The organism is Streptomyces sp. NPDC032091, from assembly GCF_055580265.1.
Window position 1 is genome coordinate 1 of sequence record NZ_JBVILR010000003.1, and the last position, 16,882, is coordinate 16,882.

Consider the following 16,882-nt stretch of genomic DNA (forward strand, 5'->3'; position numbering starts at 1 on the left):
CGGCGTCTGGTGCGTGCTCTCGGTGCGCCGGGCGGAAGCCCGCGTACTGGACGTACTTGGCTTTCGCCCGGTGCGGCGAGAGCGCGTGCCAGGCGCCGCGGGGCAGACGGGAGTTTGACGACAGGCCCTAGGTGCCCCCCTAGGCCGGCAGTTCCCAGATCAGCAGTTCGCCCGGGGAGCCGGCCGTGACCTCCAGGTTCTTCTCGCCGGTGATCCGCGCCGCGTCCCCGGGCCCCAGCTCCGCCCCGTCGAGGCGCAGGTCCCCGCGCACCACGTGCAGGTAGACCCGTTCCGCGTCCGGCACGGGCACCCGCTCGCCCGCGCCGGGCCGCCGCACGTGGAGCACGGCGCCGGCGGCCGGGACCTCGTACGGGGTGCCGTCCGCGAGGTCCCGTACGACCTCGTACGACGGGTCCCCGCCCGCGGCCAGCGGGGCGAGCCACGTCTGCACGAACCGCAGCGGCCGGTCGCCGTCGTTGCGCTCCACGTGCCGGGCCCCGCTGCCGGAGCCGAGGCGCTGGACGTCCCCGGGCCGGACGGCGGCGGTGTGGCCGGTGGTGCTGTCGCGGTGGGTGAGCTCGCCCTCCACCACCCAGGTCACGATCTCGGTGTGGCTGTGCGGGTGCTCGTCGAAGCCGGAGCCGGGGGCGAGCAGCTCCTCGTTGCAGGCGAGCACCGGGCCGAAGCGGATGTTGTCCGGGTCGTAGAAGGACCCGAAGGAGAAGGCGTGCCGGGTGGTGATCCCGGTGTCCGGATCCCCTCCCGCGTACCGGTCCGCGGCGCGGCGTACATCGATCATGGGAGCCACCGTAGCCGCCTCGCGGGACCCCGGGGCCGGTACCCGCGTCCGCGCCGGGCCGCCGATAAGGCAGTCTTGTCCCGTGCCCCAACCCGAACGTGAGCATTCCCCCGAGACCCGTCCCGCGCATCCGGTGCATCCGCACGCGGCGACGCTGCGCCGGCTGGAGAAGTCCTCCGGCCGGCTCGCCGCCAACGCCATCGCGCGCATGGACGAGGCCCTGCCGTGGTACCGGGCGATGCCTCCGGAGAACCGGTCGTGGATCGGCCTGGTCGCCCAGGCCGGCATCGCCGCGTTCACGGAGTGGTTCCGGCACCCGGAGACCCCGCAGGCGATCTCCACCGACGTCTTCGGCACGGCCCCGCGGGAGCTGACGCGGGCGATCACCCTGCGCCAGACCGTGGAGATGGTCCGTACGACGATCGAGGTCATGGAGGCCGCGATCGACGAGGTGGCGGCCCCCGGCGACGAGTCGATCCTGCGCGAGGCGCTGCTGGTGTACGCCCGGGAGATCGCCTTCGCGACGGCCCAGGTGTACGCGCAGGCCGCCGAGGCGCGCGGGGCGTGGGACGCCCGGCTGGAGTCCCTCGTCGTCAACGCCGTGCTGTCGGGCGAGGCGGACGAGGGCGCCCTGTCACGGGCCGCGGCGCTCGGCTGGAACTCCCCGGAGCACGTGTGCGTGGTGCTGGGCACCGCCCCGGAGGGGGACAGCGAGCTGACGGTCGAGGCGATCCGCCGCGCGGCCCGCCACCACAAGCTCCAGGTGCTCACGGGGGTGCTGGGCGACCGGCTGGTGGTGATCGCCGGCGGCAGCGACAACCCGATCCAGGTGGCGAAGTCGCTGATCGGCCCGTTCGCGGCCGGTCCGGTGGTGGCCGGGCCGGTGGTCCCGGACCTGCTGAACGCGACGAAGTCCGCGCAGGCGGCGGCGGCCGGCCTGAAGGCCTGCACGGCCTGGCAGGACGCGCCGCGTCCGGTTCTGGCGGACGATCTCCTGCCCGAGCGCGCGATCGCCTCGGATCCCTCGGCCAGGGAGCAGCTGGTGGAGGAGATCTACAGACCGCTGGAGGAGGCGGGCTCGGCGCTGCTGGAGACGCTGAGCGTCTACCTGGAGCAGGCGAGCAGCCTGGAGGGGGCGGCGCGGATGCTGTTCGTGCACCCCAACACGGTGCGCTACCGGCTCCGACGTGTGACCGACGTCACCGGCTGGTCACCCTCCGACGTCCGCTCGGCGTTCACGCTGCGGATCGCCCTGATCCTCGGGCGTCTGGCCGACGGAGATCAGCAGCCCTAGACTTTTGTCGGACATCAACAATTACCCCGACGGTTCTTCGTCCCTGTCCCCACGGGCGGCGGAGACCACCCACAAGAGAGAGTGTGAGGGTGCTCGTACTCGTCGCTCCCGGCCAAGGCGCTCAGACGCCCGGCTTCCTGACTCCCTGGCTCGAACTCCCCGGCGCCGCCGAACGCGTCGCGCGGTGGTCCGACGCCATCGGGCTGGACCTCGTCCACTACGGCACCAAGGCCGACGAGGACGAGATCCGCGACACGGCGGTGGCCCAGCCCCTGCTGGTCGCGGCCGGCCTGCTGTCCGCTTCCGCGCTGGGTTCCCCGACGGCCTTCGGCGCCGTCGCCGGCCACAGCGTCGGTGAGATCACCGCTGCCGCCTACGCCGGTGTGCTCGGCGAGGGCGAGGCGCTGTCGTTCGTCCGTACCCGCGGGCTGGCCATGGCCGACGCCGCCGCCGTCACCCGGACGGGCATGGCCGCGGTCCTGGGCGGCGACCAGGACGTGGTCGTCGCGCACCTGGAGAAGCTCGGGCTGACCCCGGCCAACATCAACGGCGCGGGCCAGATCGTGGCCGCGGGCACCGCGGAGCAGATCGAGGCCCTCGTCGCCGACAAGCCCGAGGGCGCGATGAAGGTCGTCGCCCTCAAGGTCGCGGGCGCCTTCCACACGCACCACATGACGCCCGCGGTCGCCACGCTGGCGGAGGCCGCGAAGGCCCTCGCCCCGGCGGACCCGGCGCTGACGTACGTGTCCAACAGGGACGGTCTCGTGGTCGAGTCGGGCGCCGACGTCGTCGCCCGCCTGGTCGGCCAGGTCGCCAACCCGGTGCGCTGGGACCTGTGCATGGGGACCTTCTCCACGCTGGGCGTCACCGGGATCGTCGAGCTGAGCCCCGGCGGCACCCTGACGGGTCTGGCCAAGCGCGCGCTCAAGGGCGTGCCGAACGTGGCGCTGAAGACGCCGGACGACCTCGACAAGGCCGCGAAGCTCATCGCCGAGCAGACGGCCTGAGAGTAGGAGCCCACACAGCATGTCCAAGATCAAGCCGGCCAAGGGCTCCCCGTACGCCCGCATCCTCGGCGTCGGCGGCTACCGCCCGACCCGCGTGGTGCCCAATGAGGTCATCCTCGAAACGATCGACTCCTCGGACGAGTGGATCCGCTCCCGCTCCGGCATCGCCTCGCGGCACTGGGCCTCGCCCCAGGAGACCGTCGCCGCGATGTCGGTGGAGGCCTCCGGCAAGGCGCTCGCCGACGCCGGGATCTCCCCCGAGCAGATCGGCGCGGTGATCGTCTCGACGGTCTCGCACTTCAAGCAGACCCCGGCCGTCGCGACCGAGATCGCGCACCGGATCGGCGCGGGCAAGCCCGCCGCCTTCGACATCTCCGCGGGCTGTGCCGGTTTCGGCTACGGCCTGACCCTCGCCAAGGGCATGGTGGTGGAAGGTTCCGCCGAGTACGTCCTCGTCATCGGGGTCGAGCGGCTGTCGGACCTGACGGACCTGGAGGACCGGGCGACGGCCTTCCTCTTCGGCGACGGCGCCGGCGCCGTGGTCGTCGGCCCCTCGGACGAGCCGGCCATCGGCCCCACGGTGTGGGGTTCGGAGGGCGACAAGTCCGAGACCATCAAGCAGACCGTGCCGTGGGACGAGTTCCGCAGCACGGACACCGCCCAGAAGTTCCCGGCCATCACCCAGGAGGGTCAGGCGGTCTTCCGCTGGGCCGTCTTCGAGATGGCCAAGGTGGCCCAGCAGGCGCTCGACGCGGCCGGGATCACCCCCGAGGACCTGGACGTCTTCATCCCGCACCAGGCCAACATGCGGATCATCGACTCGATGGTGAAGACTCTCAAGCTGCCGGAGCACGTGACGGTCGCCCGTGACGTGGAAACCACCGGCAACACGTCGGCCGCCTCGATCCCGCTCGCCATGGAGCGGCTCCTGGCGACCGGAGCGGCGAAGAGCGGCGACACCGCGCTCGTCATCGGCTTCGGGGCGGGGCTCGTCTACGCCGCCACGGTCGTTACCCTCCCCTAGGGCCCGGATCACTTCCCGGACCTGAACCACCAGCTAGCTAGCTACAGAAGGAGCGCCACATGGCCGCCACGCAGGCAGAAATCGTCGAGGGTCTCGCGGAGATCGTCAACGAGATCGCGGGCATCCCGGTCGAGGACGTCGAGACCGACAAGTCCTTCACCGACGACCTGGACGTCGACTCGCTGTCCATGGTCGAGGTCGTCGTCGCCGCCGAAGAGCGCTTCGACGTCAAGATCCCCGACGAGGACGTCAAGAACCTCAAGACGGTCGGCGACGCCGCCGACTACATCCTGAAGCACCAGGCCGCCTGAGCCTGACGAGCGTTTGTCGCCACCCCGCGGTGGCGCCGTGACAATTCAGCACCCCCTGAGACGTGGAGAAAGAATTCCTGTGAGCCCGACCAATCGCACCGTGGTCGTCACCGGTATCGGCGCAACCACTCCGCTGGGTGGCGACAGCGCTTCGACCTGGGAAGGTCTGCTCGCCGGCCGGTCCGGCGTCTCGCCCCTGGAGGGCGAGCGCTTCGCCGAACTGCCGGTCCGCATCGCCGCCCAGGCCGCCGTGGACCCGAGCGAGGTACTCCCCCGCCCGCTGGCCCGCAAGCTCGACCGCTCCGCGCAGTTCGCCCTCATCGCGGCCCGTGAGGCCTGGGCCGACGCGGGTTACACCGCTCCGGCGGGCGAGGACGAGACGATCGTCCCCGAGCGTCTGGGCACCGTGATCGCCTCCGGCATCGGCGGTGTCACCACCCTGCTCGACCAGTACGACGTACTGAAGGAAAAGGGTGTGCGCCGGGTCTCCCCGCACACCGTCCCGATGCTCATGCCGAACGGCCCCTCGGCCAACGTCGGCCTGGAAGTCAACGCCCGCGCCGGTGTGCACACCCCCGTCAGCGCGTGCGCGTCGGGCGCCGAGGCCATCGGCTACGCCGTCGAGATGATCCGTACCGGCCGTGCCGACGTGGTCGTCGCCGGCGGTACCGAGGCGGCGATCCACCCGCTGCCGATCGCGGCGTTCGCCAACATGATGGCGATGTCGAAGAACAACGAGAACCCGACCACGGCCTCCCGCCCGTACGACAAGGCCCGCGACGGCTTCGTCCTCGGCGAGGGCGCCGGCGTCGTGGTGCTGGAGTCCGCCGAGCACGCCGCCCAGCGCGGCGCCCGCGTCTACTGCGAGGTGCTGGGCCAGGGCCTGTCCGCGGACAGCCACCACATCGCGCAGCCGGAGCCGACGGGCCGCGGTGTCGCGGCCGCCCTGCAGAACCTGCTCGACAACACCGAGCTCGACCCGTCCGAGCTCGTCCACGTCAACGCGCACGCCACGTCCACCCCGCAGGGTGACACGGCCGAGCTGAAGGCGCTGCGCAAGGTCCTGGGCGACGACCTCGACCACGTCGCGATCTCCGCGACCAAGTCGATGACCGGTCACCTGCTGGGCGGCGCGGGCGGTATCGAGACGGTGGCGACGGTACTGGCGCTGTACCACCGGATCGCCCCGCCGACGATCAACATCGACGACCTGGACGACGAGATCGACGCGGACATCGTGCGCGGCGAGGCCCGCAAGCTGCCCGTCGACGGTCCGGTCGCGGCGATCAACAACTCCTTCGGCTTCGGCGGCCACAACGTCTCCCTGGCGTTCCGCACGGTCTGAGTCGGGACCCGCACCACGACGAAGGCCCCCTCCCGGCAGTTCCGGGAGGGGGCCTTCGTCGTATGCGTGGCCCGACTCAGACCACCTGGTGGAGCCAGCGGACCGGGGCGCCCTCGCCCGCGTAGCGGAAGGGCTCCAGCTCGTCGTCCCAGGGCTTGCCGAGCAGCTTGGCGATCTCCGCCTCCAGCTCGGTCTCGCCGCGCGCGGAGCGGGCCAGGGCGGCGCGCAGCCGGTCCTCGGGGACCAGGATGTCGCCGTGCATGCCGGTGACGGCGTGGAAGATGCCCAGCTCGGGGGTGGAGCTGTAGCGCTCGCCCTCGGCCGTCGGGCAGGGTTCGGCGGTCACCTCGAAGCGGAGCAGGTGCCAGCCGCGCAGGGCGGAGGCGAGTTTCGAGGCGGTGCCGGCCTCGGCCTGCCAGGAGAACTCGGCTCTCCAGGTGCCGGGGGAGGCGGGCTGCCTGATCCAGTCGAGGTTCACCCGCACCCCGAGCACGCCCGCAACAGCCCATTCCACGTGCGGGCAGAGCGCGCGCGGTGCGGAATGCACGTACAGAACTCCACGTGTCGTCACCGGGACCTCCAGTGTGGGACGAGGTCGGGAATAAACTCCAGAAAACGGACAGTATGTGACGTGATGTAATGTAACGGAAATTAATGGACATTGCGTAGCGGCACCTGCGGCCGAAACGCCACGGGAAAAAGCTACCGTGCGCCAGGGGTCATGGTGTGACGTACGGTCGCTCCGAAGCCCGTAAACACAGAGCATTCACTCAGCAGGACGCCCCGGGGAGGACGCGGGGCGACGAGGGAGGACCACCCGATGCGCACCACCGCCGCGCGCCGCCGCGTACGCCGGACCGTCACCGGCGCGGGCGTGGCGGTGGCCGTACTGGCGGCGGCGGTCACGGGCTGTGACGACTCGGGGGTGCCCGCGAAAGAGGGCGAACGGGGGGCGCGGGCGAAGCCTCGCTGGAACCCTGCGCCGGCCTCCGTCGCCGCGGTCGGAGACTCCATCACCCGGGGTTTCGACGCCTGTTCGGTGCTGGCCGACTGCCCGGAGGTCTCGTGGGCCACGGGCAGCGATCCCGCCGTCAACTCACTGGCCGCCCGGCTGCTGGGCGAGGCGGAGGTGCCCACGCGCAGCTGGAACCACGCCGTGACGGGCTCGCGCATGGCGGACCTGCCCGGGCAGGTGGCCGAGGCGGCGCAGCACAAGCCGGGCCTGGTCACGGTCATGGTGGGCTCGAACGACGCCTGCCGGCCCACGGCTTCGTCCATGACCCCGGTGGCGGACTTCCGGGCCGAGTTCGAGCAGGCGTTGAAGGAGCTGCGGGCGGCCTCGCCGGCCTCGCAGGTGTACGTGTCCTCGGTGCCGGACCTCCAACGGCTGTGGGAGCAGGGCAAGGACAGCCCGATGGTGCGGCAGGTCTGGAAGCTGGGGATCTGTCAGTCCATGCTGGCCGAACCGCTGTCCGCCGACGCGGGGGCGACGGCCCGGCGGGAGAAGGTACGGGCGCGCGTGGTCGAGTACAACGAGGCGCTGCGCCAGGTCTGCGCGAAGGACGCGCTGTGCCGCTACGACGGCGGGGCCGTCTTCCAGTACCCCTTCGGGGCGGAGCAGCTGAGCCACTGGGACTGGTTCCACCCGGGCAGGGACGGGCAGGCGCGGCTCGCGGAACTGGCCCACCGGCAGGTGACGGCGGCGCAGCCGCCGCGTTGACGCCGACCCCGTGCGGGCGCCCGGTGACGAGTGCGGACGGGCCGGGGGCGGGTGTCAGGGCGACGCCCCCGGCCCGGTTGTGCGGCCGGGACGGGGGTGATTTCCGGCCAATCGCCCGCCCCGGCGTGTCGCGGGCCCTCCCCGGCCTACAGGTCGAGGGTGGCCGTCAGCCGGGTGTCGGCGTGGGAGTGGCTCGCGCGGACCTCGTAGGCGCCGCCGATCCGGCGCCAGCCGTACGCCTCCTCGTCCCAGACCTCGAAGGCGCGGGCGGCCAGCGGGATCTCCACCTCGACGCTCTCCCCGGCTCCCGCGGCGACGGACGCGAAGCCGGCCAGCCAGCTCGCCGGGCGCTCCACGGGGCCGGCGGCGGGGGCGAGGTAGACCTGGACGACCTCGCGGCCGGGCCGGGTGCCGGTGTTGGTGAGGCGGACCCGGACGGACTCGGCGGTGGCCTCCAGGGATTCGTAGGCCCAGTCGGTGTAGCCGAGGCCGTGCCCGAAGGGGTAGGCCGGGGTCACGCCGTGGGCCTCGTAGGCGCGGTAGCCGATGAGCAGCCCCTCGCGGTACTCCAGGCGCCCCTCCCGGGGGACGACCTCGGTGACGGGCGCGTCCGCGAGGGAGGCGGGCCAGGTGGTGGGCAGGCGGCCGCCGGGTTCGGCGTCGCCCAGGAGCATGTCGGCCAGCGCGGCCCCGCCCTCCTGCCCGGGGAACCAGGTCAGCAGGACGGCGGCGACGTCCTCACGCCAGGGCAGTTCCACCGGGGAGCCGGCGTTGACGACGACCACGGTGTGCGGGTTGGCGGCGGCGACGGCCCGCACCAGGTCGTCCTGGCGGCCGGGCAGCGCGAGGCCGGTGCGGTCGAAGCCCTCGGACTCCACCCGCTCGGTGGTGGCGACGACCACGACGGCGGTGTCGGCGGCGCGGGCGGCCCGCACGGCCTCGGCGATCAGCTCGTCGGGGTCGCGGCGCGGGCCGCGGTGGAGCAGGGAGAACATGACGGCCTTGAGCGGCATCGCGCCCATGTCGGGCACCTGGTGGGTGAGCGAGACCTCGACGGGCTCGCCTGCGGTCAGGAGCACCGTCGCCCGCTCTTCGGGGGCGCCGAAGAAGGCCTCGAAGGGGTCGGCCTCGGATCCCCTCTCCTGGACGCCCTCCCAGCGGGTGCGCCCGCCGACGGCGAGGCGGAAGGCGCCGAGCCCACGGGTGCCGAAGACGTGCTCGCCGCTCTCGCGCGGCAGGAACGTCCCGGTGACCTCGATGGAGGCCAGCGTCCCGTACGTGACCCCCTCGGGGAGGTCGTCGCCGATCCACTGGACCTGCCCGGACGGCAGGGTGCCCGCGCCGAGGACCGTCCCGGAGGCGTCGCGGCAGACGGCGCGCAGCTCGAACCCCTGCCCGGCCGGGGCGGGCTCCTCGCTCGGGTCGGCGCCGACGGCGTAGGTCAGGGCGCCCTCGGGCAGGGCGGCGGTGAGCCCGTCGAGCGGGGAGACCACCCGTTCGGGGAAGACGGTGGCGCTGCCGCCGCCCAGGACGCGGGCGTCGCGGGCGGCGGCGCCGATCAGGGCGACGGTGCGGCCGGCGGTGCGGTCGAGCGGCAGGGCGCCGTCCTCGTTGCGTACGAGGACGGACCCGCGGGCGGCCAGCTCACGGGCCAGGGCCTGCCCGTCGAGCGGCGCGGGCGGCTCGGTGACGGCCGCGGGGGCGCCCTCCAGGAGGCCCGCGCGGGCGGCGAGGCGCAGGACGTTGCGCACGGCCCCGTCGACGGCGGACGGGTCGGCCTCCCCGGCGCGGACGGCGGCGGCCAGGGCGGGGCCGTAGACGGTCGTCGGGCCGGGCATGGCGACGTCGAGGCCGCCGTCGAGGCAGCCGGTGGTGGAGCGGGCGGCCATCCAGTCGGAGACGTTGCAGCCGTCGAAGCCCCACTCGCCGCGCAGCACCCCGTTCACCAGCTGCGCGTGCTCGGTCATGGTGGTGCCGTTGACCTGGTTGTAGGCGGTCATGACGCCCCAGGGGCGGGCGCCCTTGACGATGGCCTCGAAGGGCGCGAGGTAGAGCTCGCGCAGCGGGCGCGGGGCGATGGCGCAGTCGACGGTGAAGCGCTCGGTCTCGGCGTCGTTGCCGGTGAAGTGCTTGACGGTGGTGCCGATGCCGCCGTCCTGGACACCGCGGACGTAGCCGGTGCCGATGGCCCCGGTCAGGTACGGGTCCTCGGAGTAGCACTCGAAGTGGCGGCCGCCCAGCGGGGAGCGGTGCAGGTTGACGGTGGGCGCGAGGAGGACGTGGACGCCCTTGCGGCGTGCCTCCTGGGCCAGCAGCCTGCCCGCCCGGCGGGCCAGGGCCGGGTCCCAGGAGGCGGCGAGGGCGGTCGGCGAGGGCAGGGCGACCGAGGGGTCGTCGGCGGTCCAGCGCACGCCGCGAACGCCGATGGGCCCGTCGGACATGACCAGGGAGCCGAGCCCGATCTCCGGGAGGGCGGGCAGGGACCACATGTCCCGGCCGGCCAGCAGCCGGGTCTTGGCGTCGAGGTCCAGCTTGTCCAGGGCGGCCTCGACGGCGTCTTCGCGGAGCTGCTCGCTCGCGCAGCCGTCGGGGACCTCATCGGCAGCGGTCACGGCCGTGCCTCCTCGCTCTGTGGGTGCGGTGCGGTGCGTGGGGTGCGGTGCGGCGGTGCGGTGGGCCCATGGTGGACCCATTCCCTGTAGGACGGTAGGTCTTGTCATCGTTTCGTGATGTAGCGATGGCGTACGGTCGTACGACTGCCGGGCGGGTCCGGTCGGAAGGGGTGTGGCGGGGCGATGGTCAGGGCGAAGAGCGAGGAGCGCCGGGGCGAGATCGTCCGCGCGGCGGTCGAGGTGATCGCGGAGCGCGGCTACCGGGGCGCGTCCCTCGGCTCCGTCGCCGAACGCGTGGGCCTGACCCAGCAGGGCCTGCTGCACTACTTCCCCACCAAGGAGGCCCTGCTGGTCGCGGTCCTGGAGGAGCGCGACCGCTGGGACACCGGCGGCGGGTCCCGCGCCTCGGCCGGCACCTGGCGCCTGGACCTGCTGGCCTCCCTGGTCGAGTACAACGCCATGCGCCCCGGCATCGTGCAGACCTTCTCCGCCCTGCTCGGCGAGAGCGTCACCGACGGCCACCCGGCCCGCGCCTTCTTCACCGAGCGCTACGCACAGGTGCGCGGGGACATGGCCGGCATGCTGCGCGCCGAGTTCGGCGCGCGCCTCCCCTCCGGCCTCACCCCGGACGAAGCCGCTCCGCTGCTGACGGCGGTCATGGACGGCCTCCAGTACCAGTGGCTGCTCGCCCCGGAATCGGTGGACATGCCCGCCGCGTTCCGCTCCTTCCTCACCCTGCTACGGGGCCCCGGCGCGTAGCCGCCCGCCCGCACCGGGCATCCTTTCCCCCGGACTTCGAGCGGGGGGACACGACATGGAGCCCGAAGAGCGGGAGAAGAAGGTCGCGTGGTCGGAGCTGTTCTTCGACCTGGTGCTGGTGTTCGCCGTGACCCAGGTCTCGGCACTGCTCCACCACGACCACGGCTGGGCCGGCACCGGCCGGGCCCTGATCGTTTTCATACCCGTCTACTGGGTGTGGGTGGGCAACACCGTCCACTCCAACACCCATGACGCCGACCGGCCCCTGGAACGGCTCGGCCTCTTCGCCGCCGGACTGTGCGGCCTGCTGATGGCCCTGGCCCTGCCCGGCGCCTTCGGCGACCGCGGACCGCTCCTGGCCGGCGCCTACTTCTGCGCCCGCCTCGTGCTCGCCGCCCTCGCGCACGGCCGCAGCCGCCGCCTGCGGCTCACCCCGGTGACCCTCTCGGTGCTGGCCAGCGGCCCGCTGCTGCTGGCCGGCTCCTTCCTCGACGGAACGGCCCGCGTCGGGCTGTGGGCACTGGCCGCCGCGGTGGACCTGGCCGCGCCCCGGCTGACCCGCCGCAACATGGTCCGCCTCAGCTTCGACTCCGGCCATCTCGCCGAACGGTTCGGGCTGTTCGTGATGATCGCGCTGGGCGAGTCCATCGTGGCCGTCGGCGCCCCGGTGGCCTCCGCCGCCGACCTGGACGCCGGCGCGCTGGCCGCCGTCGCCGTGGCCTTCGCCCTGGTCTGCGGCCTGTGGTGGGTGTACTTCCACCTCGCGGCCGACGCCGTCCGGCACGGACTGGAGACCGCCGCCGTACGGGCCGACGTGGCCCGGCAGGTCCTCTCGTACGGGCACCTCTCGCTCATCGCCTCGGTCATCGCCGTCGCCGTCGGCATGGCCGAGGCCGTCGCCCGCCCCGGCACCCGGCTGCCCCTCGGCGTGGCCGCCCTCCTCTACGGGGGCTGCGCCCTCTTCCTCGCCACCTTCGGGTACACCCGCTGGCACCTGTTCCGCTCCTGGTCGGTGACGAGGCTGACGGCCGCCGGGATCGTCCTGCTCCTGCTGCCGGCGGCCGTCCTGCTGCCCTCACTGGCCGCGCTCGCCCTGCTGACCGCGGTGGTGACCGGGCTCAACCTGGTGGAACTGGCCTTCGTACGCCGTCGCGGGCAGCTCCCCGGCGCCACCTCCGCCTCCCTGGCATCCTGAACCCCATGAAGATCGCCGCCGCACAGCTGACCTGCGTACCCGCCGACGTCACCGCCAACGCCGCACGGGCCGCCGCCCTCGCCGCACGGGCCCGGGCCGAGGGCGCGGAGCTGGTGGTCTTCCCGGAACTGACGCTCACCGGCTACGAGCTGGAAGCCCTCGCCGAGGACCCGACCCTGTGGCTGTCCGGCGCCGACGACCCCCGCCTGGACGGGCTGCGCTCGGCCGGCATCGCGGTCGCCGTCAACGCCGCCCTGCGCACGCCGGACCCGCTGCCGGCCCTGGCCACCCTGGTCTACGACGCCGACGGCGCCCACCTCACCACGTACGCCAAACAGCACCTCTACCAGCACGAACAGGGCGCCTTCACCCCCGGCACCACGGACGGCCGCTTCACCCTCGGCGGCATCCGCTTCTCCCTGGGCGTCTGCTTCGACAACCACTTCCCCGACCTGCCCGCCCGCGGCGCGGCCGACGGCTGCCGCGTCCACCTCGCGAGCTCCCTCTACGGCACGGGCGACGGCATCACCGAACGCGCCACGATCCACCCGGGCATGGCGAAGGAACACGGCCTCCACGTGGTCCTCGCCAACCACGTCGGCCCGGCGGGCCCCTGGACCGGCTGCGGCGGCGCCGCGATCTGGTCCCCCGACGGCACCCCCCTCGCCGAGGCGGACGCCCTCACCCCGACGGTGGTCACGGCGGACGTCCCCGCCCCACCGCGGTCCTAGACGGAGTCGGGCAGGAGGTGCTTCGCGCCCCACTGCCCCAGGGACTCCAGGGCCCCGCTCAGCTCCTCGCCGAGCGGGGTCAGGGAGTACTCCACGCGCGGCGGGACCTCGTCGAAGACCTCACGGTGGACTATGCCGTCCGACTCCAGCTCGCGCAGCTGCGCCGCGAGGACCTTCTCCGAGACGCCCGGGACCAGCCGGCGCAACTCCCCGAACCGGCGGCCCGGACCCTGCTCCAGCTCCCACAGGATCGAGACCTTCCACTTGCCGTCGATCACCGCCATCGCCGCCGCGATCCCGCAGTGGTCCGCACCCGGCCTCCGCGTCAGCGCCATCCCGCCCACCCCTCCCACCTGCTCGCTCACCCCGGGGTAACCACCCACTCCGAAGTGCGTACTTGAGCCCCCGTCACCCTGCCACCAGGCTAAACGGCATGACCGACAACGACACCGCGCACCGCCCGCTCACCCTGCTCGGCCTCGGCGACATGGGCACCGCCCTCGCCCGCACCTGGCTCTCCGCCGGACACCCCCTGACCGTCTGGAACCGCACCCCCGCCAAGGCGCGGGCCCTGGCCGACGAGGGCGCGGCCGTCGCCGGCACCCCCGCCGCGGCCGTCTCCGCGAACACCCTGATCGTGCTCTGCCTGCTGGACGACGCGAGCATCGGCTCCGTCCTGGACGGGATCGACCTGACCGGCAAGGACCTGGTCAACCTCACCACCGGCACCCCCGCCGAGGGCCGGGCCCGGGCCGCCTGGGCCGAGGAGCGCGGCGCCCGCTTCGTGGACGCCGGGATCATGGCCACCCCGTCGATGATCGGCGTCCCGGAGGCCGGCGGGTACGTGTTCTACAGCGGCTCCCGCGCCCTCTTCGACACGCACCGGACGACCCTGGAGGTCCCGGCCGGCGCCCGCTTCGTCGGCGCGGACCCGGGCCACGCGGCCCTGCACGACGTCGCGCTGCTGAGCGCGATGAACGGGCTGTTCGCCGGGGTCTCGCACGCCTTCGCCCTGATCGAGGGCGAGGACATCGCGCCCAAGGACCTGGCCCCACTGCTGTCGGAGTGGCTCGGCGCGATGGGGTTCTTCGTCGGGAACGCCGCCGAGCGGCTGACCTCCCGGGACTTCACCACCGGGGTGGTCTCCAACCTGGCCATGCAGGTCGCGGCCGCCGGCACGCTGCTGCGCACCGCCGCCGACCAGGGGGTCAGCGCCGAGCTGATCGCGCCGTACCTGGACCTGATGCGGGAGCGCCTGGACGCCGACCCGGCGGCCCACGCGGGCGAGGACACGGTGGGGGCGATCACCCTGCTGCGGCGCGACCCCGGCCGCTGAGGCGCCCGCGCCGCCGCTTCAGGAGTACGAGCGGGGGTCCTGCCCGGGGGCAGGGGGGTACCCGTACGGCTGTCCCGGCCCGGGAGCCTGGCCGTAGCCGGGGGCCTGCCCCGCGCCCTGCCCGTAGCCGGACGGCTGGCCGTACGCGGGAGCCCGGCCCGGGGCCGGCTGTCCGTAGCCCTGCCCGGGAGCGGGGGCGTATCCCTGGCTGCCGTGGCCCTGCCCGGGAGCCTGCGGGTACGCCCGGCCCGGAGCCTGACCGTAGCCCTGGCCGTGAGGCTGCCCGGGGCCGCCGTACGGGCCGGCCGCACCGTACGGGCCCGCCTGGCCGGGAGCACCGTACGGGCCCGCCTCGGCCTGGGCGTCGGCCCGCCCGGCTTCGTCCCCGTCCCCGCCCTCGGAGGCCTCCGCGTCGTCCCCCACCAGCTCCCGCGCCAGCAGGGTCGCCCCCGCCACCGCGCCCGGCATCAGGAACACCGCGACGAACGGGACCAGGAACAGCAGCACCAGCGGCACCCCGAAGCCCAGGGCCATCGCGCGCCGCCCGCGCAGCAGGACGAGCTGCTCGTCCAGGTCCACCCGGCGCCGCTGGAGGGCGACGGAGGTGAGCTCCTGGGTCAGGAAGAAGCCGGAGACGCAGAAACCGATCGCCGGGACCACCGTCTGCCCGATCACCGGGATGAACCCGAGGGCGAACAGCAGGATCCCGTAGAGCATCACCCGCACCAGCAGCCTCAGGCTGTCCCGGGCGGAGATCCACAGGTCCTCCCAGAACGAGCGCCCCGATTCCGGGACCTCACCACCCTCGGTGCGGTCCACCTGCTCCGAGAGGGACTCGTAGAAGGGCTGGCCGACCAGCAGGGTCACGGCGGTGAAGGTGATCACCGACAGGAACAGCCCGAGGGAGACCACCACGGCGGTCAGGAACCCGCGGAAGAGGCCGAGCCAGGGCGAGGACCAGTCCGAGGCGAACGGCGTCGCCCAGGCCGTGAAGTCGTCGGCCCCGTAGAAGAGACCGGTCAGCGCGGCGCCGTACAGCACCAGCGAGACCAGGCCCGGCAGCAGGCCGAAGCCCAGCCAGCGGCCGTTGCCGAACACCCATCTCTGTCCGGCCATCAGGTACCGGAAGCCCCCCGCAAGATCACGCATGCGGCCAGTTTACGGCGAAGGCCGCACCCCCTGGGGGGTGCGGCCTCGTGGAGCTGCGGCGGGCGAGCGTCAGGCGACGTTCAGCTCGACCGTGATGTTGCCGCGGGTCGCCTTGGAGTACGGGCAGATCTGGTCGGCCTTCTCGACCAGGTCCTTCGCGACGGCGGCGTCCACGTTCGGGATCGAAGCGGTCAGCTTGACGATGATGCCGAAGCCCTCGTCGTTCTTGCCGATGCCGACCTCGGCCGTCACGGTGGAGCCGGTGACGTCGACGTTCTCGTTGCGGGCCGCGACGCTGAGGGCGCCCTGGAAGCAGGCGCTGTAGCCGGCGGCGAACAGCTGCTCCGGGTTGGTGCCGGCGCCGCTGCCGCCGAGCTCCTTCGGCGGGTTCACGACGACGTCGAGCCGGCCGTCGTTGGTGGCGACGCGGCCGTCACGGCCGTTCTCGGCGGTGGCGACGGCCGTGTACGCGACGTCGGACTGGGTGATGGACATGAAAACGGATCCTCCAGATAGTCGCCGCGACTCGCGCCCACGATCGCGACGGTATGGAGGGAGCCTAACGGGTGAACGTGACGATCATCTTTCCGGTGTTCTCGCCCCGCAGCATTCCGAGGAAGGCCTCGGTCGCGTTCTCCACGCCCTCGACGACCGTCTCGTCGTAGCGGAGCTCGCCGGAGGCCAGCCAGCCGGCCACGTCCTTGACGAACTGCGGCTGGAGCGCGGCGTGGTCGCCGACCAGGATGCCCTGGAGGCGCAGGCGCTTGCCGATGACCATCATGAGGTTGCGCGGGCCGGGGGCGGGCTCGGTGTCGTTGTAGCCGGCGATGGCACCGCACAGGGTGGCGCGGCCGTGGACGTTCATGGCGGAGATGGCGGCCTCCAGGTGGTCGCCGCCGACGTTGTCGAAGTAGACGTCGACGCCCTCGGGGGCGGCCTCCTTGAGCTGCTCGCCGACGGGGCCGTTCTTGTAGTTGAAGGCGGCGTCGAAGCCGTACTTCTCCGTGAGGAGCTTCACCTTCTCGTCCGAGCCGGCGGAGCCGATCACCCGGGAGGCGCCCTTGATCTTCGCGAACTGGCCGACGAGCCCGCCGACCGCACCGGCCGCGCCGGAGACGAAGACGGAGTCGCCCTCCTTGAAGGAGGCGACCTCGAAGAGGCCCGCGTACGCGGTCAGGCCCGGCATGCCGAGGACGCCGAGGTAGGCGGAGAGCGGGGCGAGGGAGGCGTCGACCTTGGTGGCGTGCCGCGCGTCGAGCTCGGCGTACTCGCGCCAGCCCAGCATGTGCAGGACGTGGTCGCCGACCTCGAAGCCCTCGGCGGCGGAGGCGACGACCTCGCCGACCGCGCCGCCCTGCATCGGCTCGTCGAGCTGGAAGGGCGGGACGTAGGACTTGGTGTCGTTCATCCGGCCGCGCATGTACGGGTCCACGGACATGTGCAGGTTGCGGACCAGGATCCGGCCGGCGGCGGGCTCGGCGGAGACGGGCACCTCACGGAGGGCGAAGTCCTCGGCCACGGGCCAGCCCTGCGGACGGCGGACGAGGTGCCACTCGCGGCTGACGGCGGGGATCTGAGACATGAGGGGCTCCAGGGAGAG

Annotated in this window: 16 protein-coding genes and 1 pseudogene; 10 read left to right on the forward strand and 7 right to left on the reverse strand. The window is 73.1% G+C overall.

The annotated features are described in order from the left end of the window. Positions 1-139: 139 nt before the first annotated feature. The gene (locus ACZ5NJ_RS05815) at positions 140-799 is read right to left on the reverse strand and encodes a pirin family protein (RefSeq protein ID WP_468763180.1); all 660 of its coding nucleotides are present in this window, start codon (positions 797-799) and stop codon (positions 140-142) included. Positions 800-881: 82 nt separating this feature from the next. On the opposite strand from ACZ5NJ_RS05815, the gene ACZ5NJ_RS05820 reads away from it, so the two are divergent. The 5 genes from ACZ5NJ_RS05820 (at position 882) to fabF (ending at position 5,780) form a co-directional block, all read left to right on the forward strand. Next, positions 882-2,093 (forward strand): PucR family transcriptional regulator, encoded by a 1,212-nt coding sequence (locus ACZ5NJ_RS05820; protein ID WP_395509267.1) that lies wholly within the window; start codon positions 882-884, stop codon positions 2,091-2,093. Positions 2,094-2,182: 89 nt separating this feature from the next. Continuing rightward, positions 2,183-3,100: an ACP S-malonyltransferase gene (locus tag ACZ5NJ_RS05825; RefSeq protein WP_468763182.1), complete on the forward strand. Its 918-nt coding sequence runs from the start codon at positions 2,183-2,185 to the stop codon at positions 3,098-3,100. A gap of 19 nt (positions 3,101-3,119) precedes the next feature. Then, complete coding sequence (locus ACZ5NJ_RS05830; protein WP_468763184.1) at positions 3,120-4,124, forward strand: beta-ketoacyl-ACP synthase 3; 1,005 nt, start codon at positions 3,120-3,122, stop codon at positions 4,122-4,124. A 59-nt stretch (positions 4,125-4,183) separates the two neighbouring features. Beyond that, positions 4,184-4,435, forward strand: a complete 252-nt coding sequence (locus ACZ5NJ_RS05835; RefSeq protein ID WP_125595168.1) for an acyl carrier protein — start codon at positions 4,184-4,186, stop codon at positions 4,433-4,435. Between the two features lie 79 nt (positions 4,436-4,514). Further along, entirely contained in the window at positions 4,515-5,780 is a 1,266-nt protein-coding gene (gene fabF, locus ACZ5NJ_RS05840; RefSeq protein ID WP_468763186.1) for a beta-ketoacyl-ACP synthase II, read from the forward strand. Positions 5,781-5,856: 76 nt separating this feature from the next. Here fabF and ACZ5NJ_RS05845 read toward each other — a convergent pair whose 3' ends face one another. After that, the gene (locus ACZ5NJ_RS05845) at positions 5,857-6,351 is read right to left on the reverse strand and encodes a DUF3145 domain-containing protein (RefSeq protein WP_468763188.1); all 495 of its coding nucleotides are present in this window, start codon (positions 6,349-6,351) and stop codon (positions 5,857-5,859) included. A gap of 249 nt (positions 6,352-6,600) precedes the next feature. On the opposite strand from ACZ5NJ_RS05845, the gene ACZ5NJ_RS05850 reads away from it, so the two are divergent. Further along, on the forward strand, positions 6,601-7,500 hold the full coding sequence (locus tag ACZ5NJ_RS05850) for an SGNH/GDSL hydrolase family protein (RefSeq protein ID WP_468763190.1): 900 nt from the start codon (positions 6,601-6,603) through the stop codon (positions 7,498-7,500). 146 nt (positions 7,501-7,646) lie between these two features. Here ACZ5NJ_RS05850 and ACZ5NJ_RS05855 read toward each other — a convergent pair whose 3' ends face one another. Further along, positions 7,647-10,193 carry a beta-glucosidase gene (locus ACZ5NJ_RS05855; RefSeq protein ID WP_468763192.1) on the reverse strand — a complete coding sequence of 849 codons (2,547 nt, stop codon included), beginning with the start codon at positions 10,191-10,193 and terminating at the stop codon, positions 7,647-7,649. Between the two features lie 102 nt (positions 10,194-10,295). Between ACZ5NJ_RS05855 and ACZ5NJ_RS05860 the strand changes: the two genes are divergently transcribed. From ACZ5NJ_RS05860 to ACZ5NJ_RS05870, 3 genes are read left to right on the forward strand one after another with little or no spacing between them, the layout of a single operon-like run. Further along, on the forward strand, positions 10,296-10,871 hold the full coding sequence (locus ACZ5NJ_RS05860) for a TetR/AcrR family transcriptional regulator (RefSeq protein ID WP_468763194.1): 576 nt from the start codon (positions 10,296-10,298) through the stop codon (positions 10,869-10,871). Positions 10,872-10,926: 55 nt separating this feature from the next. After that, positions 10,927-12,066, forward strand: a complete 1,140-nt coding sequence (locus ACZ5NJ_RS05865; protein WP_468763196.1) for a low temperature requirement protein A — start codon at positions 10,927-10,929, stop codon at positions 12,064-12,066. Positions 12,067-12,071: 5 nt separating this feature from the next. Beyond that, on the forward strand, positions 12,072-12,797 hold the full coding sequence (locus ACZ5NJ_RS05870) for a carbon-nitrogen hydrolase family protein (RefSeq protein WP_468763198.1): 726 nt from the start codon (positions 12,072-12,074) through the stop codon (positions 12,795-12,797). On the opposite strand, the gene ACZ5NJ_RS05875 is transcribed toward ACZ5NJ_RS05870, so the two are convergent. Then, entirely contained in the window at positions 12,794-13,132 is a 339-nt protein-coding gene (locus ACZ5NJ_RS05875; protein ID WP_468763869.1) for a winged helix-turn-helix transcriptional regulator, read from the reverse strand. The genes ACZ5NJ_RS05870 and ACZ5NJ_RS05875 overlap by 4 nt on opposite strands. A gap of 98 nt (positions 13,133-13,230) precedes the next feature. Here ACZ5NJ_RS05875 and ACZ5NJ_RS05880 point away from each other — a divergent pair, with 98 nt between their 5' ends. After that, a complete protein-coding gene (locus tag ACZ5NJ_RS05880; RefSeq protein ID WP_468763200.1) occupies positions 13,231-14,133 on the forward strand; it encodes an NAD(P)-dependent oxidoreductase in 903 nt (300 codons plus the stop codon). Between the two features lie 414 nt (positions 14,134-14,547). Here the strand turns inward: ACZ5NJ_RS05880 and ACZ5NJ_RS05885 are convergent. From ACZ5NJ_RS05885 to ACZ5NJ_RS05895, 3 genes and pseudogenes are all read right to left on the reverse strand, one after another. Beyond that, positions 14,548-15,282: pseudogene (locus tag ACZ5NJ_RS05885) on the reverse strand (EI24 domain-containing protein); the annotation flags it as partial. Positions 15,283-15,351: 69 nt separating this feature from the next. Further along, a complete protein-coding gene (locus ACZ5NJ_RS05890) occupies positions 15,352-15,777 on the reverse strand; it encodes an organic hydroperoxide resistance protein (RefSeq protein ID WP_358896269.1) in 426 nt (141 codons plus the stop codon). A gap of 64 nt (positions 15,778-15,841) precedes the next feature. After that, complete coding sequence (locus ACZ5NJ_RS05895; protein ID WP_468763202.1) at positions 15,842-16,864, reverse strand: NADP-dependent oxidoreductase; 1,023 nt, start codon at positions 16,862-16,864, stop codon at positions 15,842-15,844. Positions 16,865-16,882: the final 18 nt, after the last annotated feature.

Bases quoted from the DNA above. Each gene is read 5' to 3' on its own strand.
- ACZ5NJ_RS05815 (WP_468763180.1), bottom strand. From the start codon at position 799: ATGATCGATGTACGCCGCGCCGCGGACCGGTACGCGGGAGGGGATCCG.
- ACZ5NJ_RS05830 (WP_468763184.1), top strand. From the start codon at position 3,120: ATGTCCAAGATCAAGCCGGCCAAGGGCTCCCCGTACGCCCGCATCCTC.
- ACZ5NJ_RS05835 (WP_125595168.1), top strand. From the start codon at position 4,184: ATGGCCGCCACGCAGGCAGAAATCGTCGAGGGTCTCGCGGAGATCGTC.
- ACZ5NJ_RS05850 (WP_468763190.1), top strand. From the start codon at position 6,601: ATGCGCACCACCGCCGCGCGCCGCCGCGTACGCCGGACCGTCACCGGC.
- ACZ5NJ_RS05855 (WP_468763192.1), bottom strand. From the start codon at position 10,193: ATGGGTCCACCATGGGCCCACCGCACCGCCGCACCGCACCCCACGCAC.
- ACZ5NJ_RS05860 (WP_468763194.1), top strand. From the start codon at position 10,296: ATGGTCAGGGCGAAGAGCGAGGAGCGCCGGGGCGAGATCGTCCGCGCG.
- ACZ5NJ_RS05865 (WP_468763196.1), top strand. From the start codon at position 10,927: ATGGAGCCCGAAGAGCGGGAGAAGAAGGTCGCGTGGTCGGAGCTGTTC.
- ACZ5NJ_RS05870 (WP_468763198.1), top strand. From the start codon at position 12,072: ATGAAGATCGCCGCCGCACAGCTGACCTGCGTACCCGCCGACGTCACC.
- ACZ5NJ_RS05875 (WP_468763869.1), bottom strand. From the start codon at position 13,132: ATGGCGCTGACGCGGAGGCCGGGTGCGGACCACTGCGGGATCGCGGCG.
- ACZ5NJ_RS05880 (WP_468763200.1), top strand. From the start codon at position 13,231: ATGACCGACAACGACACCGCGCACCGCCCGCTCACCCTGCTCGGCCTC.
- ACZ5NJ_RS05890 (WP_358896269.1), bottom strand. From the start codon at position 15,777: ATGTCCATCACCCAGTCCGACGTCGCGTACACGGCCGTCGCCACCGCC.
- ACZ5NJ_RS05895 (WP_468763202.1), bottom strand. From the start codon at position 16,864: ATGTCTCAGATCCCCGCCGTCAGCCGCGAGTGGCACCTCGTCCGCCGT.